21 protein-coding genes are annotated in these 17,834 nt (G+C 42.1%); 10 read left to right on the forward strand and 11 right to left on the reverse strand.

Annotated elements, in window-relative coordinates:
• The first annotated feature begins 54 nt into the window (after window positions 1-54).
• On the forward strand, window positions 55-1,056 hold the full coding sequence (locus tag HUS26_RS10635; RefSeq protein ID WP_173917125.1) for a metal-dependent hydrolase: 1,002 nt from the start codon (window positions 55-57) through the stop codon (window positions 1,054-1,056).
• Between the two features lie 33 nt (window positions 1,057-1,089).
• Here HUS26_RS10635 and HUS26_RS10640 read toward each other — a convergent pair whose 3' ends face one another.
• Complete coding sequence (locus tag HUS26_RS10640) at window positions 1,090-1,356, reverse strand: YfhJ family protein (protein WP_173917126.1); 267 nt, start codon at window positions 1,354-1,356, stop codon at window positions 1,090-1,092.
• Between the two features lie 110 nt (window positions 1,357-1,466).
• Here HUS26_RS10640 and sspK point away from each other — a divergent pair, with 110 nt between their 5' ends.
• Together sspK and HUS26_RS10650 are read left to right on the forward strand one after the other, a co-directional pair.
• Window positions 1,467-1,631, forward strand: coding sequence for a small acid-soluble spore protein K (sspK, locus tag HUS26_RS10645; protein WP_082234833.1), 165 nt, complete (start codon window positions 1,467-1,469; stop codon window positions 1,629-1,631).
• The gene (locus HUS26_RS10650) at window positions 1,631-1,768 is read left to right on the forward strand and encodes a YpzG family protein (RefSeq protein ID WP_173917127.1); all 138 of its coding nucleotides are present in this window, start codon (window positions 1,631-1,633) and stop codon (window positions 1,766-1,768) included. Before sspK ends, HUS26_RS10650 begins: the two co-directional genes overlap by 1 nt.
• 41 nt (window positions 1,769-1,809) lie before the next feature.
• Here the strand turns inward: HUS26_RS10650 and HUS26_RS10655 are convergent, their stop codons facing one another.
• Window positions 1,810-2,148, reverse strand: a complete 339-nt coding sequence (locus tag HUS26_RS10655) for a YfhH family protein (protein WP_173917128.1) — start codon at window positions 2,146-2,148, stop codon at window positions 1,810-1,812.
• A gap of 95 nt (window positions 2,149-2,243) precedes the next feature.
• Between HUS26_RS10655 and HUS26_RS10660 the strand changes: the two genes are divergently transcribed.
• Window positions 2,244-2,903 carry an SDR family oxidoreductase gene (locus HUS26_RS10660; RefSeq protein WP_173917129.1) on the forward strand — a complete coding sequence of 220 codons (660 nt, stop codon included), beginning with the start codon at window positions 2,244-2,246 and terminating at the stop codon, window positions 2,901-2,903.
• A 45-nt stretch (window positions 2,904-2,948) separates the two neighbouring features.
• Here the strand turns inward: HUS26_RS10660 and HUS26_RS10665 are convergent, their stop codons facing one another.
• The 3 genes from HUS26_RS10665 to glcT all read right to left on the reverse strand — a co-directional run bounded on the left by HUS26_RS10665 (window position 2,949) and on the right by glcT (window position 6,589).
• Window positions 2,949-3,215, reverse strand: coding sequence for a phosphocarrier protein HPr (locus tag HUS26_RS10665; RefSeq protein WP_173917130.1), 267 nt, complete (start codon window positions 3,213-3,215; stop codon window positions 2,949-2,951).
• An 11-nt stretch (window positions 3,216-3,226) separates the two neighbouring features.
• A complete protein-coding gene (gene ptsG / locus HUS26_RS10670; protein WP_173917131.1) occupies window positions 3,227-5,269 on the reverse strand; it encodes a glucose-specific PTS transporter subunit IIBC in 2,043 nt (680 codons plus the stop codon).
• A gap of 477 nt (window positions 5,270-5,746) precedes the next feature.
• Complete coding sequence (gene glcT, locus HUS26_RS10675) at window positions 5,747-6,589, reverse strand: glucose PTS transporter transcription antiterminator GlcT (RefSeq protein ID WP_173917132.1); 843 nt, start codon at window positions 6,587-6,589, stop codon at window positions 5,747-5,749.
• 186 nt (window positions 6,590-6,775) lie between these two features.
• On the opposite strand from glcT, the gene HUS26_RS10680 reads away from it, so the two are divergent.
• Window positions 6,776-7,567: an HAD family hydrolase gene (locus HUS26_RS10680; RefSeq protein WP_173917133.1), complete on the forward strand. Its 792-nt coding sequence runs from the start codon at window positions 6,776-6,778 to the stop codon at window positions 7,565-7,567.
• 363 nt (window positions 7,568-7,930) lie between these two features.
• Here HUS26_RS10680 and recX read toward each other — a convergent pair whose 3' ends face one another.
• Window positions 7,931-8,746 carry a recombination regulator RecX gene (gene recX / locus HUS26_RS10685; RefSeq protein ID WP_173917134.1) on the reverse strand — a complete coding sequence of 272 codons (816 nt, stop codon included), beginning with the start codon at window positions 8,744-8,746 and terminating at the stop codon, window positions 7,931-7,933.
• A 94-nt stretch (window positions 8,747-8,840) separates the two neighbouring features.
• On the opposite strand from recX, the gene HUS26_RS10690 reads away from it, so the two are divergent.
• From HUS26_RS10690 to HUS26_RS10700, 3 genes are all read left to right on the forward strand, one after another.
• Window positions 8,841-9,743, forward strand: a complete 903-nt coding sequence (locus HUS26_RS10690; RefSeq protein ID WP_173917135.1) for a TIGR01777 family oxidoreductase — start codon at window positions 8,841-8,843, stop codon at window positions 9,741-9,743.
• Window positions 9,744-9,839: 96 nt separating this feature from the next.
• Window positions 9,840-10,976 (forward strand): amidohydrolase, encoded by a 1,137-nt coding sequence (locus HUS26_RS10695; RefSeq protein WP_173917136.1) that lies wholly within the window; start codon window positions 9,840-9,842, stop codon window positions 10,974-10,976.
• A 267-nt stretch (window positions 10,977-11,243) separates the two neighbouring features.
• Window positions 11,244-11,792, forward strand: coding sequence for a GNAT family N-acetyltransferase (locus HUS26_RS10700; protein WP_173917137.1), 549 nt, complete (start codon window positions 11,244-11,246; stop codon window positions 11,790-11,792).
• 183 nt (window positions 11,793-11,975) lie between these two features.
• On the opposite strand, the gene HUS26_RS10705 is transcribed toward HUS26_RS10700, so the two are convergent.
• Window positions 11,976-12,647 carry a DUF3298 and DUF4163 domain-containing protein gene (locus tag HUS26_RS10705; protein WP_173917138.1) on the reverse strand — a complete coding sequence of 224 codons (672 nt, stop codon included), beginning with the start codon at window positions 12,645-12,647 and terminating at the stop codon, window positions 11,976-11,978.
• Window positions 12,648-12,850: 203 nt separating this feature from the next.
• On the opposite strand from HUS26_RS10705, the gene HUS26_RS10710 reads away from it, so the two are divergent.
• Window positions 12,851-13,666 carry a GNAT family N-acetyltransferase gene (locus HUS26_RS10710; RefSeq protein WP_173917139.1) on the forward strand — a complete coding sequence of 272 codons (816 nt, stop codon included), beginning with the start codon at window positions 12,851-12,853 and terminating at the stop codon, window positions 13,664-13,666.
• Window positions 13,667-13,876: 210 nt separating this feature from the next.
• Complete coding sequence (locus tag HUS26_RS10715) at window positions 13,877-14,236, forward strand: Lin0512 family protein (protein WP_173917140.1); 360 nt, start codon at window positions 13,877-13,879, stop codon at window positions 14,234-14,236.
• 39 nt (window positions 14,237-14,275) lie between these two features.
• Here the strand turns inward: HUS26_RS10715 and HUS26_RS10720 are convergent, their stop codons facing one another.
• The 4 genes from HUS26_RS10720 to HUS26_RS10735 form a co-directional block, all read right to left on the reverse strand.
• Window positions 14,276-14,929, reverse strand: coding sequence for a TraR/DksA C4-type zinc finger protein (locus tag HUS26_RS10720; protein WP_173917141.1), 654 nt, complete (start codon window positions 14,927-14,929; stop codon window positions 14,276-14,278).
• Between the two features lie 360 nt (window positions 14,930-15,289).
• Window positions 15,290-16,426 carry a bifunctional cystathionine gamma-lyase/homocysteine desulfhydrase gene (locus HUS26_RS10725; RefSeq protein ID WP_173917142.1) on the reverse strand — a complete coding sequence of 379 codons (1,137 nt, stop codon included), beginning with the start codon at window positions 16,424-16,426 and terminating at the stop codon, window positions 15,290-15,292.
• Window positions 16,423-17,349, reverse strand: a complete 927-nt coding sequence (locus HUS26_RS10730; protein ID WP_173917143.1) for a PLP-dependent cysteine synthase family protein — start codon at window positions 17,347-17,349, stop codon at window positions 16,423-16,425. Before HUS26_RS10730 ends, HUS26_RS10725 begins: the two co-directional genes overlap by 4 nt.
• A gap of 23 nt (window positions 17,350-17,372) precedes the next feature.
• The gene (locus HUS26_RS10735; RefSeq protein WP_173917144.1) at window positions 17,373-17,831 is read right to left on the reverse strand and encodes an S-ribosylhomocysteine lyase; all 459 of its coding nucleotides are present in this window, start codon (window positions 17,829-17,831) and stop codon (window positions 17,373-17,375) included.
• Between the last annotated feature and the right edge of the window lie 3 nt (window positions 17,832-17,834).

Below are 17,834 nucleotides of genomic sequence, written 5' to 3' on the forward strand. Positions count from 1 at the left end.
TCACCCTTCGTGGTACACTTGTTAATATGAATGTCGGCCAAAGGAGGAAGCTTTATGGATACAGGCACTCACGTAGTTATGGGGGTGGCTCTTGGCGGTTTGGCTACGTTAGACCCGGTTGTACATGCTGACCCCACACTATTTAACGCGGTGCTTGTCGGAACACTCGTCGGCTCCCAAGCCCCCGATTCTGACACAATATTAAAACTCAAAAACAATGCCGTGTATATTAGACACCACCGTGGCATCACCCACTCTATTCCGGCTGTGATATTATGGGGAATAGGAATTGCCACAACCATTTACTTATTCGCGCCTGAAGTCAATTTTCTGCATCTTTGGCTTTGGACGTTTCTGGCTGTCATACTGCACGTTTTTGTTGATGTATTTAATGCTTATGGAACACAGGCCTACCGCCCGTTCACGAAAAGATGGGTCGCTTATGGTTTTATCAACACCTTTGACCCCTATATATTTATTATGCATTTAGCCGGTATCGTCGCATGGAATCTCGGAGCTAATCCCGGATATGTCTGGCTGATTATATATTTTGTAATTGCCTTGTACTATGTTAAACGATATTTTGATAAACGTGAACTCGTTAAGATCATTTCCAAGAATTTCTCTAATATCGTTCAAATCGCCACATCACCTACGATGAAGCAGAATGTGTGGAGAATTGCGATCGAGACGGACACCCATTACTATGTAGGCAGAGCAGTAGACGGGCACATTAAAATCCTTGATGAATTTGAATACAAAGAAATTGACGATGAAGACCCGATTGTAAAGAAAGCCTTAAGTGATCCTAATATAAGGGCATTCCTTTCATTCTCTCCGGTTTACCGTTACGAGCTCAGTTATCACGATGAGTACACAGAAGTCCGGTTTATAGATTTGCGCTACCGTTCAAAAGGACGCTACCCATTTGTTGCGGTTGCTCAGATTGACGATGAACATGGCGATCAGCTAAAAATTCTCAATTCCTATACGGGATGGGTATTTACCGAAGAAAAATTACAGGACAAATTAACAGTGGCCGCAGAACCAGAATGAAGGATCCTAAGCAGGCTTAGGATCCTTCATTTTTTATTGTAAATATCCTCTTTTTTTCAGCATCTCTTTATACTTTGGATTAGTCGCCGCATACTCATGAAGCTTTGGTCCGTAAAATGAGATCCATTGAGAAACAATTTGTTCAGTCATCTGTTTGCCCTGATACTCATGACCTGATTTCGCTCTCGTCGCTTCAAAGTCTTCCCAGAGCAATTCCACCCAGGTTCTTGCCTGTTCAATCGTTAAATGATCATTACGATTATACAGATCTTCTGCAAGCCTTTTAAAGATATCTTCCATAGCATTTCACCTCAACTCTGGCAATGATTACAATCCATTTTACCACATAACGCCTGCTGTACTGCACATACTAAGCTTGCCACAACTGTGGCCTATTAGGAGGAGAACTGATGCGAAATAAAGCAAAAGGATTTCCCAATAAAAAAATGACTTCAGCACCTGATGATCAAAGCGAATTTTTGGCGCTGCGTCCAAATGGCACCATTAATTCAAACCCTCAAGAAAGAGCCATGCATTCGAGAGAACGCGATGTTAACAAAGGAGGAAGGTACTGATGGAAAAGCGAAAAAAATCTATCTCTTCACGTACCCTCCATAGAGGGACAAAGCATCTCAGCCACCGGGTAAACGGCGAAACCGAACAGACACAGTCTCAGCAAATTATTGAAACACAAATGCGTAAAACACGCTAATTCTATAAACGCAGCCTTCCCTCAGGCTGCGTTTTCCCCGCTTATACCCTTACTTGGCTGCCCAACATTGAGATAGGCAGAGCTTCTTCCTCTTCTCCTGCTTTTTCCCCGGAACCCTTCACGCGATATCCCCAGGCGAATACCCCGTTCATATACTCAATATAAAAATTGTGGGCTGGATCTCCCTCTATTTCATAATAAGTCTCCGGCTGAAACTCCCCGGGGTCAAGCATATACGACTTAGCCATAATAATCTTACGTTCGTATACGGCGAACTCATTTACAATTCCAAGCTGTTCTGCTTTAAGCGCTTTTTCTTTAAGCTGTGCTATTTCCTCTCTTAGCTCTGTTTGCGTGTAGTCACTATATCTTTTTTCCATTTAACTCGCTCCTTTAAAGTATCCTGTTTTCATTTTATCAGTCTTTTGTCACAATAGAAATGAGGAACCTATACATCAAGGGGAGGAAACGCAGAATGAAAAATGTCTTAATTACAGGTGGAGGGACGGGGCTTGGCCGAGCTCTCGCCCTGAAGTATTCTCAAAATGATTATCACGTTATTTTAACAGGAAGAACGGATCTCAATCTCCTGATGGTACAGAAAGAAATTCAGGAAAACGGCGGATCAGCTGAAGTTATTGTATGTGACGTAAGAGAGCCGGCTTCTGTAGAAGAAGTTTTTAAACAGCTTGATCATTTAAATGTTCTTATTAACAATGCAGGGCTTGGCATATTTGGCCCGCTGGATGAGTACAAGGAAAAAGACATCGACTGCCTTTTCGATACAAATGTTAAAGGAACGATTTTAATGACCCAGCGGGCGGCCTCCCTTCTTAAGCAGGCAAACGGGCGTGTATTAAACATTATTTCAACAGCCGGTCTGCGCGGCAAAAATAACGAAACGATATACTGCGCTTCCAAGTTTGCTGTACGAGGTTTTACCGAAAGCCTTCATAAAGAATGGGAAAACGAGCCGATCACTGCTACAGCAGTCTATATGGGCGGAATGAACACACCTTTTTGGGACGAGAGTGAACACGTAAAAGACCCTTCTCAGCTAAAAGGACCTGAAGTAGTAGCAGACCAAATCTTCAAGGAAGACGACGGGCGCGCCGAGATCATCGTTGATCGTTAATAGGCAAACAAAAAAGGATCCGGTTTTTACACCGGATCCTTTTTATTATTCGCCTAAGCCTTCTTCTTTTGTTTTCTTCACAAGTGCTTCTACTGCTTCCTCAGCGTCAGAACCTTCCGCTGTGTACTTAATTTCCGCACCGTTAGGAATACCAAGAGACATAACACCCATAATGGATTTCATGTTTACTGACTTTCCTTTGTACTCGATGTTTACGTCTGCTTCGTACTGGCCTGCCACCTGTACAAGTGCTGTAGCTGGACGAGCGTGCACTCCATCAGCTGCAGTGATTTTCATTGTTTGTTCTGCCATAATAATTCCTCCTAAGATTTAGTAATGGTAATGATATTTTCTGTCTTGTCAACTTCACCAGCTGCTGTTATTTCTACCTTTTGCCCTTCTTCAAGGTTGGTAAACACAATTGGTGTTACGATCGACGCAGCATGCTCACTTATATAGTCAAGGTCAACATCCATGAGAGGTTGTCCTTTTGTTACTGTATCGCCCTCTTCTACTTTAGAAGTGAACCCTTCACCTTTAAGCTTCACGGTGTCAATTCCAATATGAATTAAAATTTCCATACCGTTTTCTGCCTGTAAACCGATCGCATGCTTGGTTGGGAAGACATTCAGTACTTTACCATTGATAGGCGAAATAATTTTACCATCAATCGGCTCAATTGCAAAGCCATCTCCCATCATCTTACCTGAAAATACTTGGTCAGGCACCTCTTCAATTGGTAAAACTTTACCTTTCATCGGACTTACAAAATCTAATTCTCCACCGGAAACTGGAGCTGCTGCCCCTGCTTCTGCCGTGCTGTCCTTAACTGACTCTTCACGGGCTCTCGGTGATTTCCCATCAATAATATCCTGCATTTGACCTCTTAGTGTATCAGAAACAGGCCCGAAGATTGCTTGAATGTTATTTCCAACTTCCATAACTCCGGAAGCCCCTAACTGCTTCAAGCGGTCTTTATTAACATTTCCCTTGTCATGTACTGAAACTCTTAAACGTGTAATACAAGCGTCAAGATAGCTGATGTTCTTCTCTCCGCCCATAGCTTCAAGAATTTCAAATGGCTTATCGTCAGTGGATCCCCCACCTACATCACTGTCTGCTGATTCATCTTCACGTCCTGGAGTCGCCAAGTTAAATTTAAGAATAGCCCAGCGGAAACCGAAGTAGTAAATGACAGAGAAGATCAGACCAACGATGATGACCCACCACCAGTCGGTACGGTTAGGTAGAATTCCAAAGAGGATAAAGTCAATAAGCCCTCCAGAGAACGTCTGACCAATTTTGACATTAAGCAGTTCCATAGTCATAAACGACAGACCCGCAAAAATGGCGTGAATACCAAACAATAATGGTGCAACAAATAAGAAAGAAAATTCAATTGGCTCAGTAATACCTGTTAAGAAAGATGTTAATGCGGCAGAAAGCATAATACCTCCGACAACTTTCTTTCTTTCAGGCTTGGCTGTATGATAAATCGCTAACGCTGCTGCCGGCAGACCAAACATCATGAATGGGAATTTACCAACCATGAAGGTACCAGCTGTAAACTCAACACCATCTCTTAACTGAGCAAAGAAAATACTTTGGTCACCACGTACAATGTTACCGGCTTCAGTTGTATATGATCCAAACTCAAACCAGAACGGTGAGTAGAAGATGTGGTGGAGACCAAATGGAATGAGTGAACGTTCGATAACACCAAAGAAGAAAGCAGAAATTGTCTGGTTCCCTTCAAGCATCAGGTGGGATAAAGCGTTCAGTCCATTTTGAGCAAAAGGCCACAACCATAACATAATCATACCTAGAAATAATGATGAAAAAGCGGTGATAATCGGAACAAATCGTTTACCAGCAAAGAACCCTAAGAATTGCGGAAGCTCAATATTAAAGTATCGATTATACAAAAAAGCTGCTAACACACCAACGATGATACCGCCGAAAACACCCGTTTGCAGGGTCGGTATCCCCAGGACATCTGCATAGGCAGGATCACTGGCCGCCATATCTGCGTCTACATTCCCAAGAACCCCCATAACAACATTCATAATTAAATAACCGATAATCGCGGCTAAACCTGCTACTCCATCGCCCTTAGCGAGCCCTATGGCCACACCTACAGCAAAGAGTAAAGGCAAGTTGGCAAATACAACATTACCAGCGGATGCCATAACTTCAAGAAACGTTTGTACCCATGGAGTCCCGAAGAATGGAACCCTGTCCACAAAGTCATCCTGAGCGAAGCTTGTACCGAATGCCAGTAAAATACCAGCGGCTGGAAGCAATGCAACCGGCGTCATTAAAGCTTTACCGATCTTTTGCAAAGTACCAAAAGCATTCTTAAACATAAGTATTTCCTCCCATTTTTTATATTATGTGATACAAAAACAACAATTATCAGAAAAATAAAACGGTTACACGAAAAGCGGCAGTGCCTTGATCAGCTGCGTCAAGCATAAGACAAGATCTGCAGTGAAGCGATTTATCTTCACGAAAGAGATTGTCTTATGCCCTCGAGCAGCTAGGCACCCAAGCTGGACACAATGAAAAGTGGAGAGGGGCTGGAAGACCTGACACGCATAAGCAAAATGCCGAAGTGAAGCGCTGTTCTTCACATAGGCAGATTGCTTATGACGCGAAGGTCTGCCCCTCGAAACTAGACACCACGAAAAGTCGAGGATTCCCGCCTGAAGCAAAAAGAATATAAAGAAAGTAAAAAAGGCATGAGTACAAAGGGTCAAATATTACGAGAAGATATACGTAGCCTCTTCGTAACCTTTTGATCCTTCGATACTCATGCCTGATCGTATCAGTAACACGTACCTTTAAGATTTATTAGTTAAACGCTGCAGATGAATCGTTAAGTAAATCGCCTCAGACTCATCCACGGGTTTATTCAGTTGTTTTTGCATCACTTTGATCAACTTCCATGCTAAATTATAACATACAGGATATTCTTCTTTCAACATCTTTGCTAAACGAATTTCATCCCCGATGTTCTCGTCCTGGTAGACACGATCGATTGCCCGGTGCAGATGCTGGACTAAACGGTGGTAGTCCACACTGTGGCGGTCAATTTTTACGTTCATCGTCTCTTCTATAATATCAACAAGCTTGGTAATCAGCTGATTATGCCGATTCAGCTCTCGTAACGTTTTATCCGTTACGGCACTATGAATATGCAAAGCGATGAACCCAACCTCGCCCTCAGGGAACTCAACTCCCGTTTTGTCGTACACCATCGTGACAACTTCCATTGCGATTTGGTATTCCTTTGGATAAAGTGATTCTATTTCCGGGAGGAAGGGATTGGTGAACTGCATATTCTTTTGTGTACGTTTAATCGCGAACGCCAGATGATCCGTTAACGCAACGTGGATATGTTCATTTAACTCCTGTCCCATCCTTTTTTCAATATGATAAAGGATATCGTTCATAAAATCGATAAAACCTTCTTCAATGTGCGGAAGCAAGTTCATGTACTGCTCTTTTTCGGTTTCATTTTTTAACAGAAAGGTTTTATCCGCTTTGTTAAATGAAACAGACTCTCCACGCTTCTTTCCAAATCCTATCCCTTTTCCTATGAGAACAACTTCTCGATAAGACGGGTGCTTGGCTATTAAAACATTATTATTTAAAATTTTATCGATCGTTATTTGTTCACTCATAATGGTTTCCTCCGCAAAATGTGGCACTAAAAACGGTTACATCTCGTCAGTAACTTCTATCGTATAATTGACAATTGATTTTGACAACCTTTGACGCAGGAATTTGTATGTGTTTCTTTTGTCCAAAACTGCGAAAACCTGTAAGATCAATGAGGTGAGCCAAGAAACGAAAAGGGGATATTTCTAATGATTAAACTGTTTATCAGTGACCTTGACGGTACGCTGTTAGGAATGGATCACTATATAAAAGATAAAGATATTCAAGCTATTAAAAAAATGTCAAAAAAAGATATCGGCTTCGTCGTAGCTTCCGGCCGCATGGACCTTGATATAGCTGAAGTATTAAAAAAAATAGAAGTAAACGGCCATCGTGTCAGCCAAAACGGCGCTTTTGTACAAGACTTTAAGGAAAAAAAGATATATTCTGCCGCTTTTGATACGGAACCAGCCAAAAGGATAATGGATTTCATTGAAAAAGAGCCGATGGTAAAGACCGTCTCTACTAAAGATCATATTTATACGAGCGAACACAACGAATGGGTAGAGATCATCTCTAAACAGCTGTTTCAGGATGTAATCATTGAACCTAAACTAACCTCCCAGTTTGGTAAGAAAATTACACCGGCTAAAATTACGCTGCACGGAAAAGAAGATGATGTTATTTTGGCCCATTCGCGGCTAAAAAAACATTTTGGTGCCGAATTAGATATTTTCATTTCTCATGAATCTTGTGTTGATATTATGCCGAAGCAGATTAACAAAGGAAACGGAATTCAATCACTATTGCAAGAACTTCAAATCAAACCGGAAGAAGCAGCCTGTATTGGAGATTCATTTAATGACCTGCCAATGTTTGCAGTCACTCCGCACAGTTATGCTATGTCTAGTGCCCACCCTGATGTCCAGTCAAAAGCCGCTTATGTCGTTGACCATGTATATGAAGCGATCGAAGATTTAATAGTAAAAGAATTAATCTAAAACAAGACCCCTTTCGAGTTCCGCATGAAAGGAGAGGAGAACAGAGATTAGAGCAGCGAATTAGTCTCTCGACAACGGGGCTTCATGAAATTCAGTGGAAAGAGAATACCAGGAGCCTCCTGTGGGAGGTACGTACAGGGTGAGACCCCGCAAGGCGAAAGCCTTAAGGAAGCTCACTGTACGCCCGCTTAAAAGCGACCCGTTTCCCGGAGCCCTTTACTTTATCCTATACTTTGAAAGAAAAGTCGGTCGTTCGAAATCATGAGGATTCTCTACAAGCTGAAGACCTCCAAAACAAGGAGGTCTTCTTTAATTTAGCTAAATGATATACTTCCCCTTACAAACGCCCATATTTTTACATGATCATTCCGTTTTCACATACTCGTCAATAAACCGTTCAATGTTGTCAAATGCAAAGCCTTTCCGATATAAACCTGTTTTAAGCTTCTGTTTCAGCTCATATCCTTCTGATTTTCTCTCGTATTTCCTGAGCAGCTTTTCTCCTTGAAAGACGACAGCCTCCCATTCTTCCTTCCCATTATTTTCTTTAGGAAGCTGGCTGATTACTTCTTGAATGACATCACCAGTAAACCCTTTTTGCATCAAAGTCTGCTGGACATTTTGAATCTGCTGGCGCTGTGATTTTTTCCGGTCGCTGTTCATCTTTTTCTCGGCAAATTTCTTCGCTTTTTCTACTTGTTTGTCAAAGGAAAAATAGTTTAGTGCTTCATCGGCAGTCAAAGCACTTACCCCTTTTTGAATGAGGTCTTTTTTGATTAAAAGCGGACCTTTGCTGGCCGTGTTAACCTTTGTGCGCACGAAAGAATTAGCAAATTCCTGGTCATCGAGCAGCCTCTCTTTATAAAGAAGACGCACTACTTCCTCTGCATGTTCCTCATCCACTTCTTTTCTCTCCAGATACTCACGAATTTCTTGCTCAGAACGCATTCTATAGCTTAAAAAGTTAATAGCAAGGGTATATGACTTATGTATTGTATCTTGCTGGATTAAAGCATTGATTGTTGACTCTTCCAACTCCATGGATTTCTGGAGTCTGTACTTAACCAAGATGTCTTCGTCTACGCTGAAACCGTAGGACTCCCCTTGGCCTCGGTCCAAAAAGATATTGTACCGATTCTTATTCTTCTTCTGTGTCGTGATCCGAGTGATTTTTACCATCTTAATTTCACCCCTTTCCCTTAATTGTATCATGGTTTTCCATCACTCGGTCACGATTAAGAATCGTAAGCAGCACAAAGGAGGATCTCATTATATGAATATCGTTGTTTCCGGCGGAACCGGATTTGCAGGATCAAAATTAACACAATCTCTCGTTCAGCAGGGCCACCATGTTTACATACTTACAAGAAGTCCTGATAAACACCATGATACCGACAAAACGACACATGTCGGCTGGCTGAAGGACAAGTTCGCACCGTGGGAGGAGCTTCCTGATGTAGACGCCATCGTCAACCTGGCAGGTGAATCGTTAAACAGCGGCCGCTGGACTGAAGAAAAAAAAGAATCAATCATGAACAGCCGGATAGATGCAACAGAAGCAATCCTTGAGATTATCCGCAATCTGAAGAAAACTCCTGAAGTATTAGTCAATGCGTCGGCTGTAGGTTTTTACGGTACTTCAAAAACAAAGACGTTTACCGAAGAATCGAATGAACCCGGCCGCGGCTTTCTAGCTGATGTGGTTGTTGAATGGGAAAATAGAGCCGCAAAAGCACGGGACTTGGGAGTCCGTACGACCTTCATCCGCTTTGGCATTATTTTAGGTGAAGAAGGCGCTCTTCAGAAGATGATCATTCCCTATAGGCTGATGATTGGAGGAAGTGTAGGATCAGGCGAGCAATGGGTTTCCTGGATTCACGTCGATGACGTCGTCGGTCTTATTGAATTCGCTATTAAAAATGATAAGGTCCAAGGCCCTTTAAACGGTACCGCTCCCCACCCGAAACGAAATAAAGATTTCGGAAAGACAATTGGAGAGGTGCTGAACCGGCCTCACTGGATGCCTGCTCCCGGTTTTGCATTAAAAGCTGCTCTGGGCGATATGAGTTCTCTTTTATTAGAAGGTCAATCAGTCCTTCCTAAAAAAGCAATGGAATTAGGCTATACTTTTAAATACCCCGAATTAGAGCCGGCCTTACAATCTATTTTAAAATAATTTATTAAGCAAAGCATATAGCTTTGCTTTTTTATGCCTTGAAATCCCTTTTTCGAAGTATAATAAGAAAAAAGACTATATTAAGGGGGCTTGGCGATGGAGACGGTGATAAAAAATGTAAGCCTCTATCCTATCACTTCACCACCGATTCAAAAGGGTTTCGTCCATATTCGTGATGGCAAGATCATGGATTTCGGTTCAGATATAGAACTTCCTAAGCAGGCAGAAGTGATTGACGGAAAGAGTCAAATGCTTTTCCCAGGATTTATTGATGTCCACACACATATTGGACTTTATGATGAAGGTACAGGCTGGGCCGGGAGTGACGCCAATGAAACAATTGAAGCGACTACCCCCCACTTAAGAGCTATTGACGGGGCGCACCCAATGGATCCGGCATTTTTTCACGCGAGGAAAGCCGGCGTTACATCGGCTCATATTATGCCGGGAAGTGCGAATATTATCGGCGGGATGACAGCTGTTATTAAGACGGTCGGACATTCGATAAATCAAATGCTTTTAAAGGATATCGCCGGGTTAAAAATGGCTCTAGGAGAAAATCCAAAGCGGGTCCACTCTCCGTCAAGAAACGCATCGATTACACGACTTGGCATAATGGGGACATTAAGGGAAGCGTTCTATTCGGCGATAAAAAGCCATGATCCTGAAAACTTACGGGTGCAGCCGCTCCTTAAAGCCCTTCACCGAGAGATTCCTGTCCGCATCCATGCTCACCGGGCAGACGACATAGTGACTGCTTTAAGACTGGCTGATGAATTTAATCTCGATTTAAGAATTGAACATTGCACGGAAGGTCATCTCATTGTAGACGAGCTTGCTGGTCGGAACCTGCAGGTATCCGTAGGTCCGACTTTTACAAGAATGTCGAAGATAGAATTAAGAAATAAAACATGGCAGACGTATAAGGTGCTTCATGAGCACGGAGTAAAAGTATCCATTATGACCGACCATCCTTATACACCGATTCAATATTTAAATCTTTGTGCAGCTTTGGCCGCCCGCGAAGGACTCCCGTTAGAGGATGCGCTCAGAGGCATTACGATCAACCCTGCAAAAAACCTCGGGATTGAGGATCGAGTCGGTTCGATTGAGAAAGGCAAGGATGCCGATTTAGTACTTTGGAACGGACACCCTTTTGAGTTTATGTCCACACCAATTTGGACGATGATTGATGGGAAAATTGTCTACACCTGTGAGCTGAAAAATGCATAAGATAAGGAGAAAATTTACCAAAATATTTTTTCTAAAAGCCTATTCCCTTTTAGAAAAAAATCGATTAAAATGAATTTACCAAATATGTTGTTTTAGGGAAGGCAAATGGTGCGCCACCAGTAATAGTGCTGGTTCTAGTGGGTTCGATTCCCACCCCGAATTTTTGTGAGCTATTGATAAAAATTCGAGGGTGGTTTGAGCCAGCTAAGTCTGCACTTTTCCCTAAGGTTCAGACTACCCTCCTCTACCCATAAGGAGGGATTTTTTATGCTGAAAAAGCGTGACTTACACGATGTTCCAGTTTTGTTTGATTTGATGATTCACCCAGAAGTTTTCCCATACGTTCGCCAAAAGGCATCGACAAGTGATGAGTTTTACTTCCTCACTAAACAAACGTTAGAAGCTGAAGAACGCGGTGAGTTAATATCCCGGACGATCCTTGATGAGTGGGGACAGCCAATTGGAACAATTAACTTATTCGATATTCAAGATAATAAAGGGTTTTTAGCGACATGGATCGGTCAGCCTTACTTTGGTAAAGGTTATAATCAGCCAGCGAAAGAAGCTTTTTTTCAAGAGCTGTTCTTCATGCTGGACATCGAAGGGATATTTATGAAGATCCGCCGCTCCAACATCCGATCGTTAAAAGCAGCTTTAAAAATGCCATATGTAACAAAAGCCAATGAGCAGTATCCGGAAGTCTACGACTGGATAAACCGTGAACAAAATGTGTATGATCTCTATATGATTTCAAAAGAGCAGTACCTGTTCCACTACTATGGCGGCCAGCAGGAAGAAGAAGTATTGGAAGCCTAATATTTCATAAAGAAAGATCCCCTCTGCCTCGGGTTTGTAAAAGGCTGAGGGGATTTTTTTGAACGGACATTTTATATAAAAATGAAGATAGGACTGGAAAATCAATCGCTTCCCGGAGACCTTTCTCCATTTTTATTAGAGAACTCTATTTTATAGCTAATATAGCCTTTGATTGAGGAATTCTTATACCTCTTTAGGGACGGGGATACTTTTCTTATGCTGGGGGATATCCTTTTTTACTTTTTTATAAGGAATACTAAGTTCTGGTGTCCCGTATACACCTGCAGCAACCTCATATTTATTAAAGATTAGAAACAGCTCACCATCCTTGATATAGAAGGCCGTATCTTCCCTGATTCCTGTAAAAGCCTGAACATTAAATGCCTTCGGCTCGCTGGAGATGATTTTCTTAACTTCGATATTGAGTTTGTGAATATCTACAACATCTTTCAGTTCTAAAAATATTCCATTTTCATCGTTTTCAAAATTTATCGATCTAACTGTTGAGTCATGTTTATTCCCTTGTGATATGTTAGACGTCATAACAATTGAGCACAGGCCTTTATTTTCAGCAACCGTGAATTCTTCATAATAAAGCACCGGAAAGCCGGTGGATTGTTTTTCCATCCGCTTTAATTCTCTGACCACTTCATCAATTTTCCCCTTCACCTTCTCGTTTACATCTTCTTGAAGGTTTTTATTTCTCAAACCATTAAACAACGGGTAGTCGACATGGATTTCATAATCCGAATTTACTTGGTCCTTATGTTTTACGCTATATAAGTTTGCCGCTTGGACAGTCACCGCATTCATAAACAGCAAGCATAGGGTGAGGATGATCAACCATTTCTTCACCACGTATTCCTCCTTAGAGTCTTTGCCGTTAGTTTGGCCACATTTAGTAATTATTATCGCAAGAAAGCTCTGTTACTTTTTACTGTAACCTTATGGATAGATAACCCTTTGTAAGCTCGACCGAGCAAAAACAAAAAAGGATTGCATTATTTTCATTATTTGGTAAAATTATCTCAATTTATAAAAGTCTGGAGGGATAACAAGTGATCAGGAGACTTACCGAGGAAGATAATCCAAAATGTCAGCGTTTATTATCAGAGAAACCAGCCGAAAACCTGTTTATTATTGGGGATATCGAAAATTTCGGCTTCGAACAGGACTTTCAGAAATTATGGGGTGACTTTGATGGTGATGAGCTTAGAGGAATCCTGCTGAAATACAGAAATAACTATATCACCTATGCTTCTGGACCATTTGACAGCAGGGGGTTCGCTGAGGTTATAAACAAGGATCCTGACTTCACACAACTGTCAGGGTTAGAATCGATCACTCAGGAAATCCTTCCATACATCGAAAGAAATCCTAAAAAAACGCGCTCACTTTTTTATGCGAAGTGTGACCACAAGGATATGCTGAATCAAAGTATTGATACTTCTCAAGTCCAATTAGCGAACGTCGAGGACATCAGTAAAATTGTAAAATTGCAAAGTTCCATTTCCGAGTTCGAACAGGATTCCAATCGCGAAGAAGGCATGCGAAAAGGATTTGAATCCGGCTCAGCCCGCACCTATTTTATTGAAAAAGATTCTTTATTTGTTTCAAGTGCTTCCACAACAGCGGAAAATACAATGTCCGCAATGATTGTAGGCGTCTGCACCCACCCTGCCTATCAGCATAAAGGGTATGCAAGTGCCTGCATGAAGCAATTGTGTGAAGATCTTTTAGATGAAGGAAAGCTTCTCTGCTTGTTTTATGACAATCCTAAAGCCGGAGAAATTTATAAGCGACTTGGCTTTGAAGATATCGGAAAGTGGATCATGCATATTTACGAAGCAACCGAACAACCGGCTTCCATTTAAAATAGTGTCTTTCTAGAATTTTAAGCTTTCGAGAACATTTTTCTGTGATGTTCCGGAATGGGGAAAATTCTCTTCCGGAGTAAGCAATAATAAACTTATAGAAAACTGCCTTTATAAAAGGCAGTTTTTCTATTTATAATTTTACTTTTAAAAAGAATCAGAACGGGGAAACAGGTACTTAAAGTCCACTTTTAAAGGAGGAATAACGTTATGGATAAAATGATCTTTGTACAAACCGGAATGGGAATTGATGTCCACGGACAGAACGTGACGCATGCATCTGTAAGAGCAATTAAAAATGCGATTAACAGCAACTCTATGCCTGGTATTCAGGAATCTCTGCCTGATGGCGATCTTGATAATATGAAGGTTCATGTTAAACTCGCGATTCCGACAGACCTTGATAATCTGGATGAAGATGAAGTAAAAAAAGCAATTCCTTATGGAAAAGTGACTGTTGAAAAAGTACAAGGCGGAATGATGACATCGAGCGGTATTGAGCTAAAAGACAAAGGGGACAAAAACGATCAAATGTATCTTGTAAATGCTGCTGTAGAAGTAGGCTACTAAAAAAAGTCTGTTGGGATCTTTATCTCAACAGACTTTTCTCTATTCCTGCTCTTCCTGCTCTGCGTCATCATACGCTTCTTTATATTTATCATAATGAAGATTATGTTCAAGGTGAATGTTATCCTGTCCTGTGTAGCCATGGATATCTGTAGAAACGAATGGTTCAAATTCCTCGCTATAGCCGGAAGCTTCATCTTCTTCCATAATTGAAGAGTCATCGTAAGTCATACTTGATTCATTAAATGAGGCAGCCTGCTGATAAGGATTGGTATCACGATTATCGTCTTGATCGATCTCCTTTAAAACAGCTTCTTCCACGCTGCGGTCTTTAGGTACGCTTTGTTCTGCATGTTCAATGACGGTGCGGGCGGTCGGATAAGCCTCCAGCCGTTCATATGGAATCTGCTGCCCCGTCACTTCACAAGTGCCGTACGTTCCTTTTTCTATTTGGTCTAGAGAATATTTCACTTCTTCCAGTTCTTCCTCCAGATGATCGAGCAAAGCCATATCCTTTTCTCTTTCAAATAGTTCGGTACCAGAGTCTGCTGGATGATTATCATATTGAGATAACTCGCCGGATCTAGTATCACTGGCAAAGCCGCGTTCGAGCCCGAACTGTTTATTATTAATCAGTCGTTGTTCGATTTCCCGCTTTCTCTCTTCTAATTGCGCCTTCATATGAGAATAGTCCAATCCTATCCCTCCTTTTTCGTACTATCATTAGTTTGGCTTGACCGCCTCTTTGTATGCACAGCCAATTAATAATAAAAATTCACGACAGTTAGAAGTTTTCTCTGGAGCAGAGGCAGTTGACAGCGGTCTATAAAAACTAAAAAAGACTCTCCGCCACCTAACTGGTGAAGGAAAGTCTTATCCATATTCAATACCTTAGAAGCAGAGGGAGCTAATGCCGCGAGACTCCTGCTTAAAAAACGGACGAGCCGAGAACCCACAGCGTGGTTTTTCACGGAGAGGCTTGGGCGTTCGTCCGTGGTAAGCGAAGCGGTATTCGCTCCCGCAGCCACATATCAAAAAGCATGTAGCCGGCTGGCTTTATTTACGTAAAGCTTCCAGGAAATCTTCTTTTAAGTCTTCAATATCTTCTAATCCGATCGAAACACGTACAAGACCATCCGTAATGCCAAGCTCTGTTCTTCGGTCTGCCGGAATGGAAGCATGAGTCATCATGGCAGGCACAGATATTAAGCTTTCCACAGCCCCAAGGCTCTCAGCAAGTGTAAAATATTTAACATTGCGCAGAACTTGGTCCGCCTTTTTTCCGCTTCCTACATCAAAGGAAATCATACCACCATTTCCTCTCGCCTGCTGCTTATGAACCTCATGACCAGGATGTGATTCTAAGCCAGGATAATAAATGTTTGTGATCTCAGGCAGTCCTTGCAGGAATTCGACGAACTCCTTCGTATTGCTTTCAATTTCTTCCATACGCACGCCAAGAGTTTTAATGCCTCGCATTAAAAGCCAGGAATCATGAGGACCTAACACTCCACCGGAAGAATTTAAAACAAAATGTACGTCTTCTGCCAGCTGCTGAGAGTTTACAACGACTAAACCGGCGACGACATCGCTGTGACCTCCAAGGTACTTCGTGGCACTATGAAGAACGATATCCGCCCCATCTTCCATTGGATTCTGCCAGTAAGGTGTGCTGAACGTGTTATCCACGATAAAAGTCAGTCCTTTAGATTTAGCCAGTTTAGAGACTTTTTTCATATCTGTTACTTTTAATAACGGATTTGTCGGCGTCTCTACGTAAATGGCTTTCGTGCGATCTATGATTGCTGCTTCAATGTTTTCTATACTACTCGTATCTACAAAGCTGGCTTCAATGCCGAAGCGGTTCATTACTTTAGAAACTAAGCGGTAGCTTCCGCCGTAAACATCATCAGTAAAAATTATATGGTCACCCTGGTTAAAGGTCATTAGCACAGCGGTTATTGCCGCCATGCCTGAACCGAAGGCAAAGCCAGCATGGCCGCCCTCAAGCTCTTTGATTAACTCTTCTAAAGCAAAGCGCGTAGGGTTTCCTGTCCGGGAATATTCATAGCCCGAATGCTTTCCTACACCTTCCTGTTTATACGTACTTACTTGATAAATTGGGACAGAAACGGCTCCCGTGCGTTCATCTCCTGTAATTCCTCCGTGAATAAGCTGTGTTTTTTTCCTCATTTAATTCCCTCCTCATAAATACCTTGACTGATATAACGTTCACTGCTGTCTGGAAAAATCGTAACGATCTTTGTGCCTTTTTCTGCTGATTCCGCTTCACGCATAGCTGCTTCAAACGCTGCGCCTGATGAGCTTGCGACAAGCAGTCCTTCGTAAACAGCCAGCTCCCTCAGCCTTAAGAAAGCGATTTCATCTGTAATTGTATGAATCGCGTCAAAGTACTGTTCATCCATATATTCCGGTAAAAATTCCATACCTATGCCTTCGGTTCGATGCGGTCCTGGATCTCCTCCATTGAGTATTGATCCTTCAGGTTCCACGATCACGGTCTTAACATCCTTTTTTTTCTCTTTTAAATATTGGGACGTACCCATAAAAGTTCCGCCTGTGCCAGCTCCGGCGATAAAGACATCCACTTGGCCATTCATATCCTGGTAAATTTCTGGTCCGAGGGTTTCATAATAAGCGGCAGGGTTTGCGGGGTTCCCAAATTGCTGGGGGCTGTAAGAGTTACTAATCTCTTTGTGTAATTCCTTAGCTTTTTCAATTGCCCCTTTCATTCCGCGGGACGTTTCCGTATTTACGATTTGCGCGCCAAGCGCCTTCATCAATGTCTGTTTTTCCTGGCTGAACTTTTGGGGAACGACAAAGATCACTTTATACCCTTTACCAACAGCGGCTAACGCTAGACCAATCCCCGTATTGCCGGCCGTTGGTTCAATGATCGTTCCTCCAGGCTTTAATAAACCTTTACTTTCAGCATCCTCAATCAGTTTTAAACCCAGACGGTCCTTAATACTCCCGCCTGGGTTCATAAATTCAAGCTTCGCAAAAATCCTGGCCTGATTTGGAATCGCTATATGACTGATCTCAATCATCGGCGTCCTTCCAATTAAGGATTGAACACTCTTCACGTATCCCATCGTGATTTCCTCACCTTCTGCTATTAGAAAACTTCCGTCCATTCGCTGCGTTTATCAAGCAGCTCGCGAGCCAGTTCTTTGGCCCCTTCAAGACTGTGGCTGGCAGCAAATCCACACTGTACTTCATTACAAGCCGGTACTTCATCAGCTTCAAGGACGTCTTTTAAAGTGTTTTCCAAAACATCTAAAACATTCTCATAGCTGTCATCATTCAGCACAGCCAAGTAAAAACCTGTCTGGCAGCCCATCGGACCAATATCAATAATTCGATCGTGATGGTCACGGCTCTTCTCGGCCATCAAGTGCTCTAATGAGTGAAGAGACGGCATTTCCATATGCTCTTTGTTTGGCTGTTTTAGACGAATGTCATATTTGTAAATTTTATCTCCGTGTTCTCCTTCTGTAACACCTACAAGGCGTACATAAGGCGCTTTGACTTTGGTATGGTCCAGGTTAAAGCTTTCTACGTTCATTTTTGGCATACA

The sequence above is a fragment of the Halobacillus sp. Marseille-Q1614 genome, from assembly GCF_902809865.1.
GTDB lineage: Bacteria > Bacillota > Bacilli > Bacillales > Halobacillaceae > Halobacillus_A.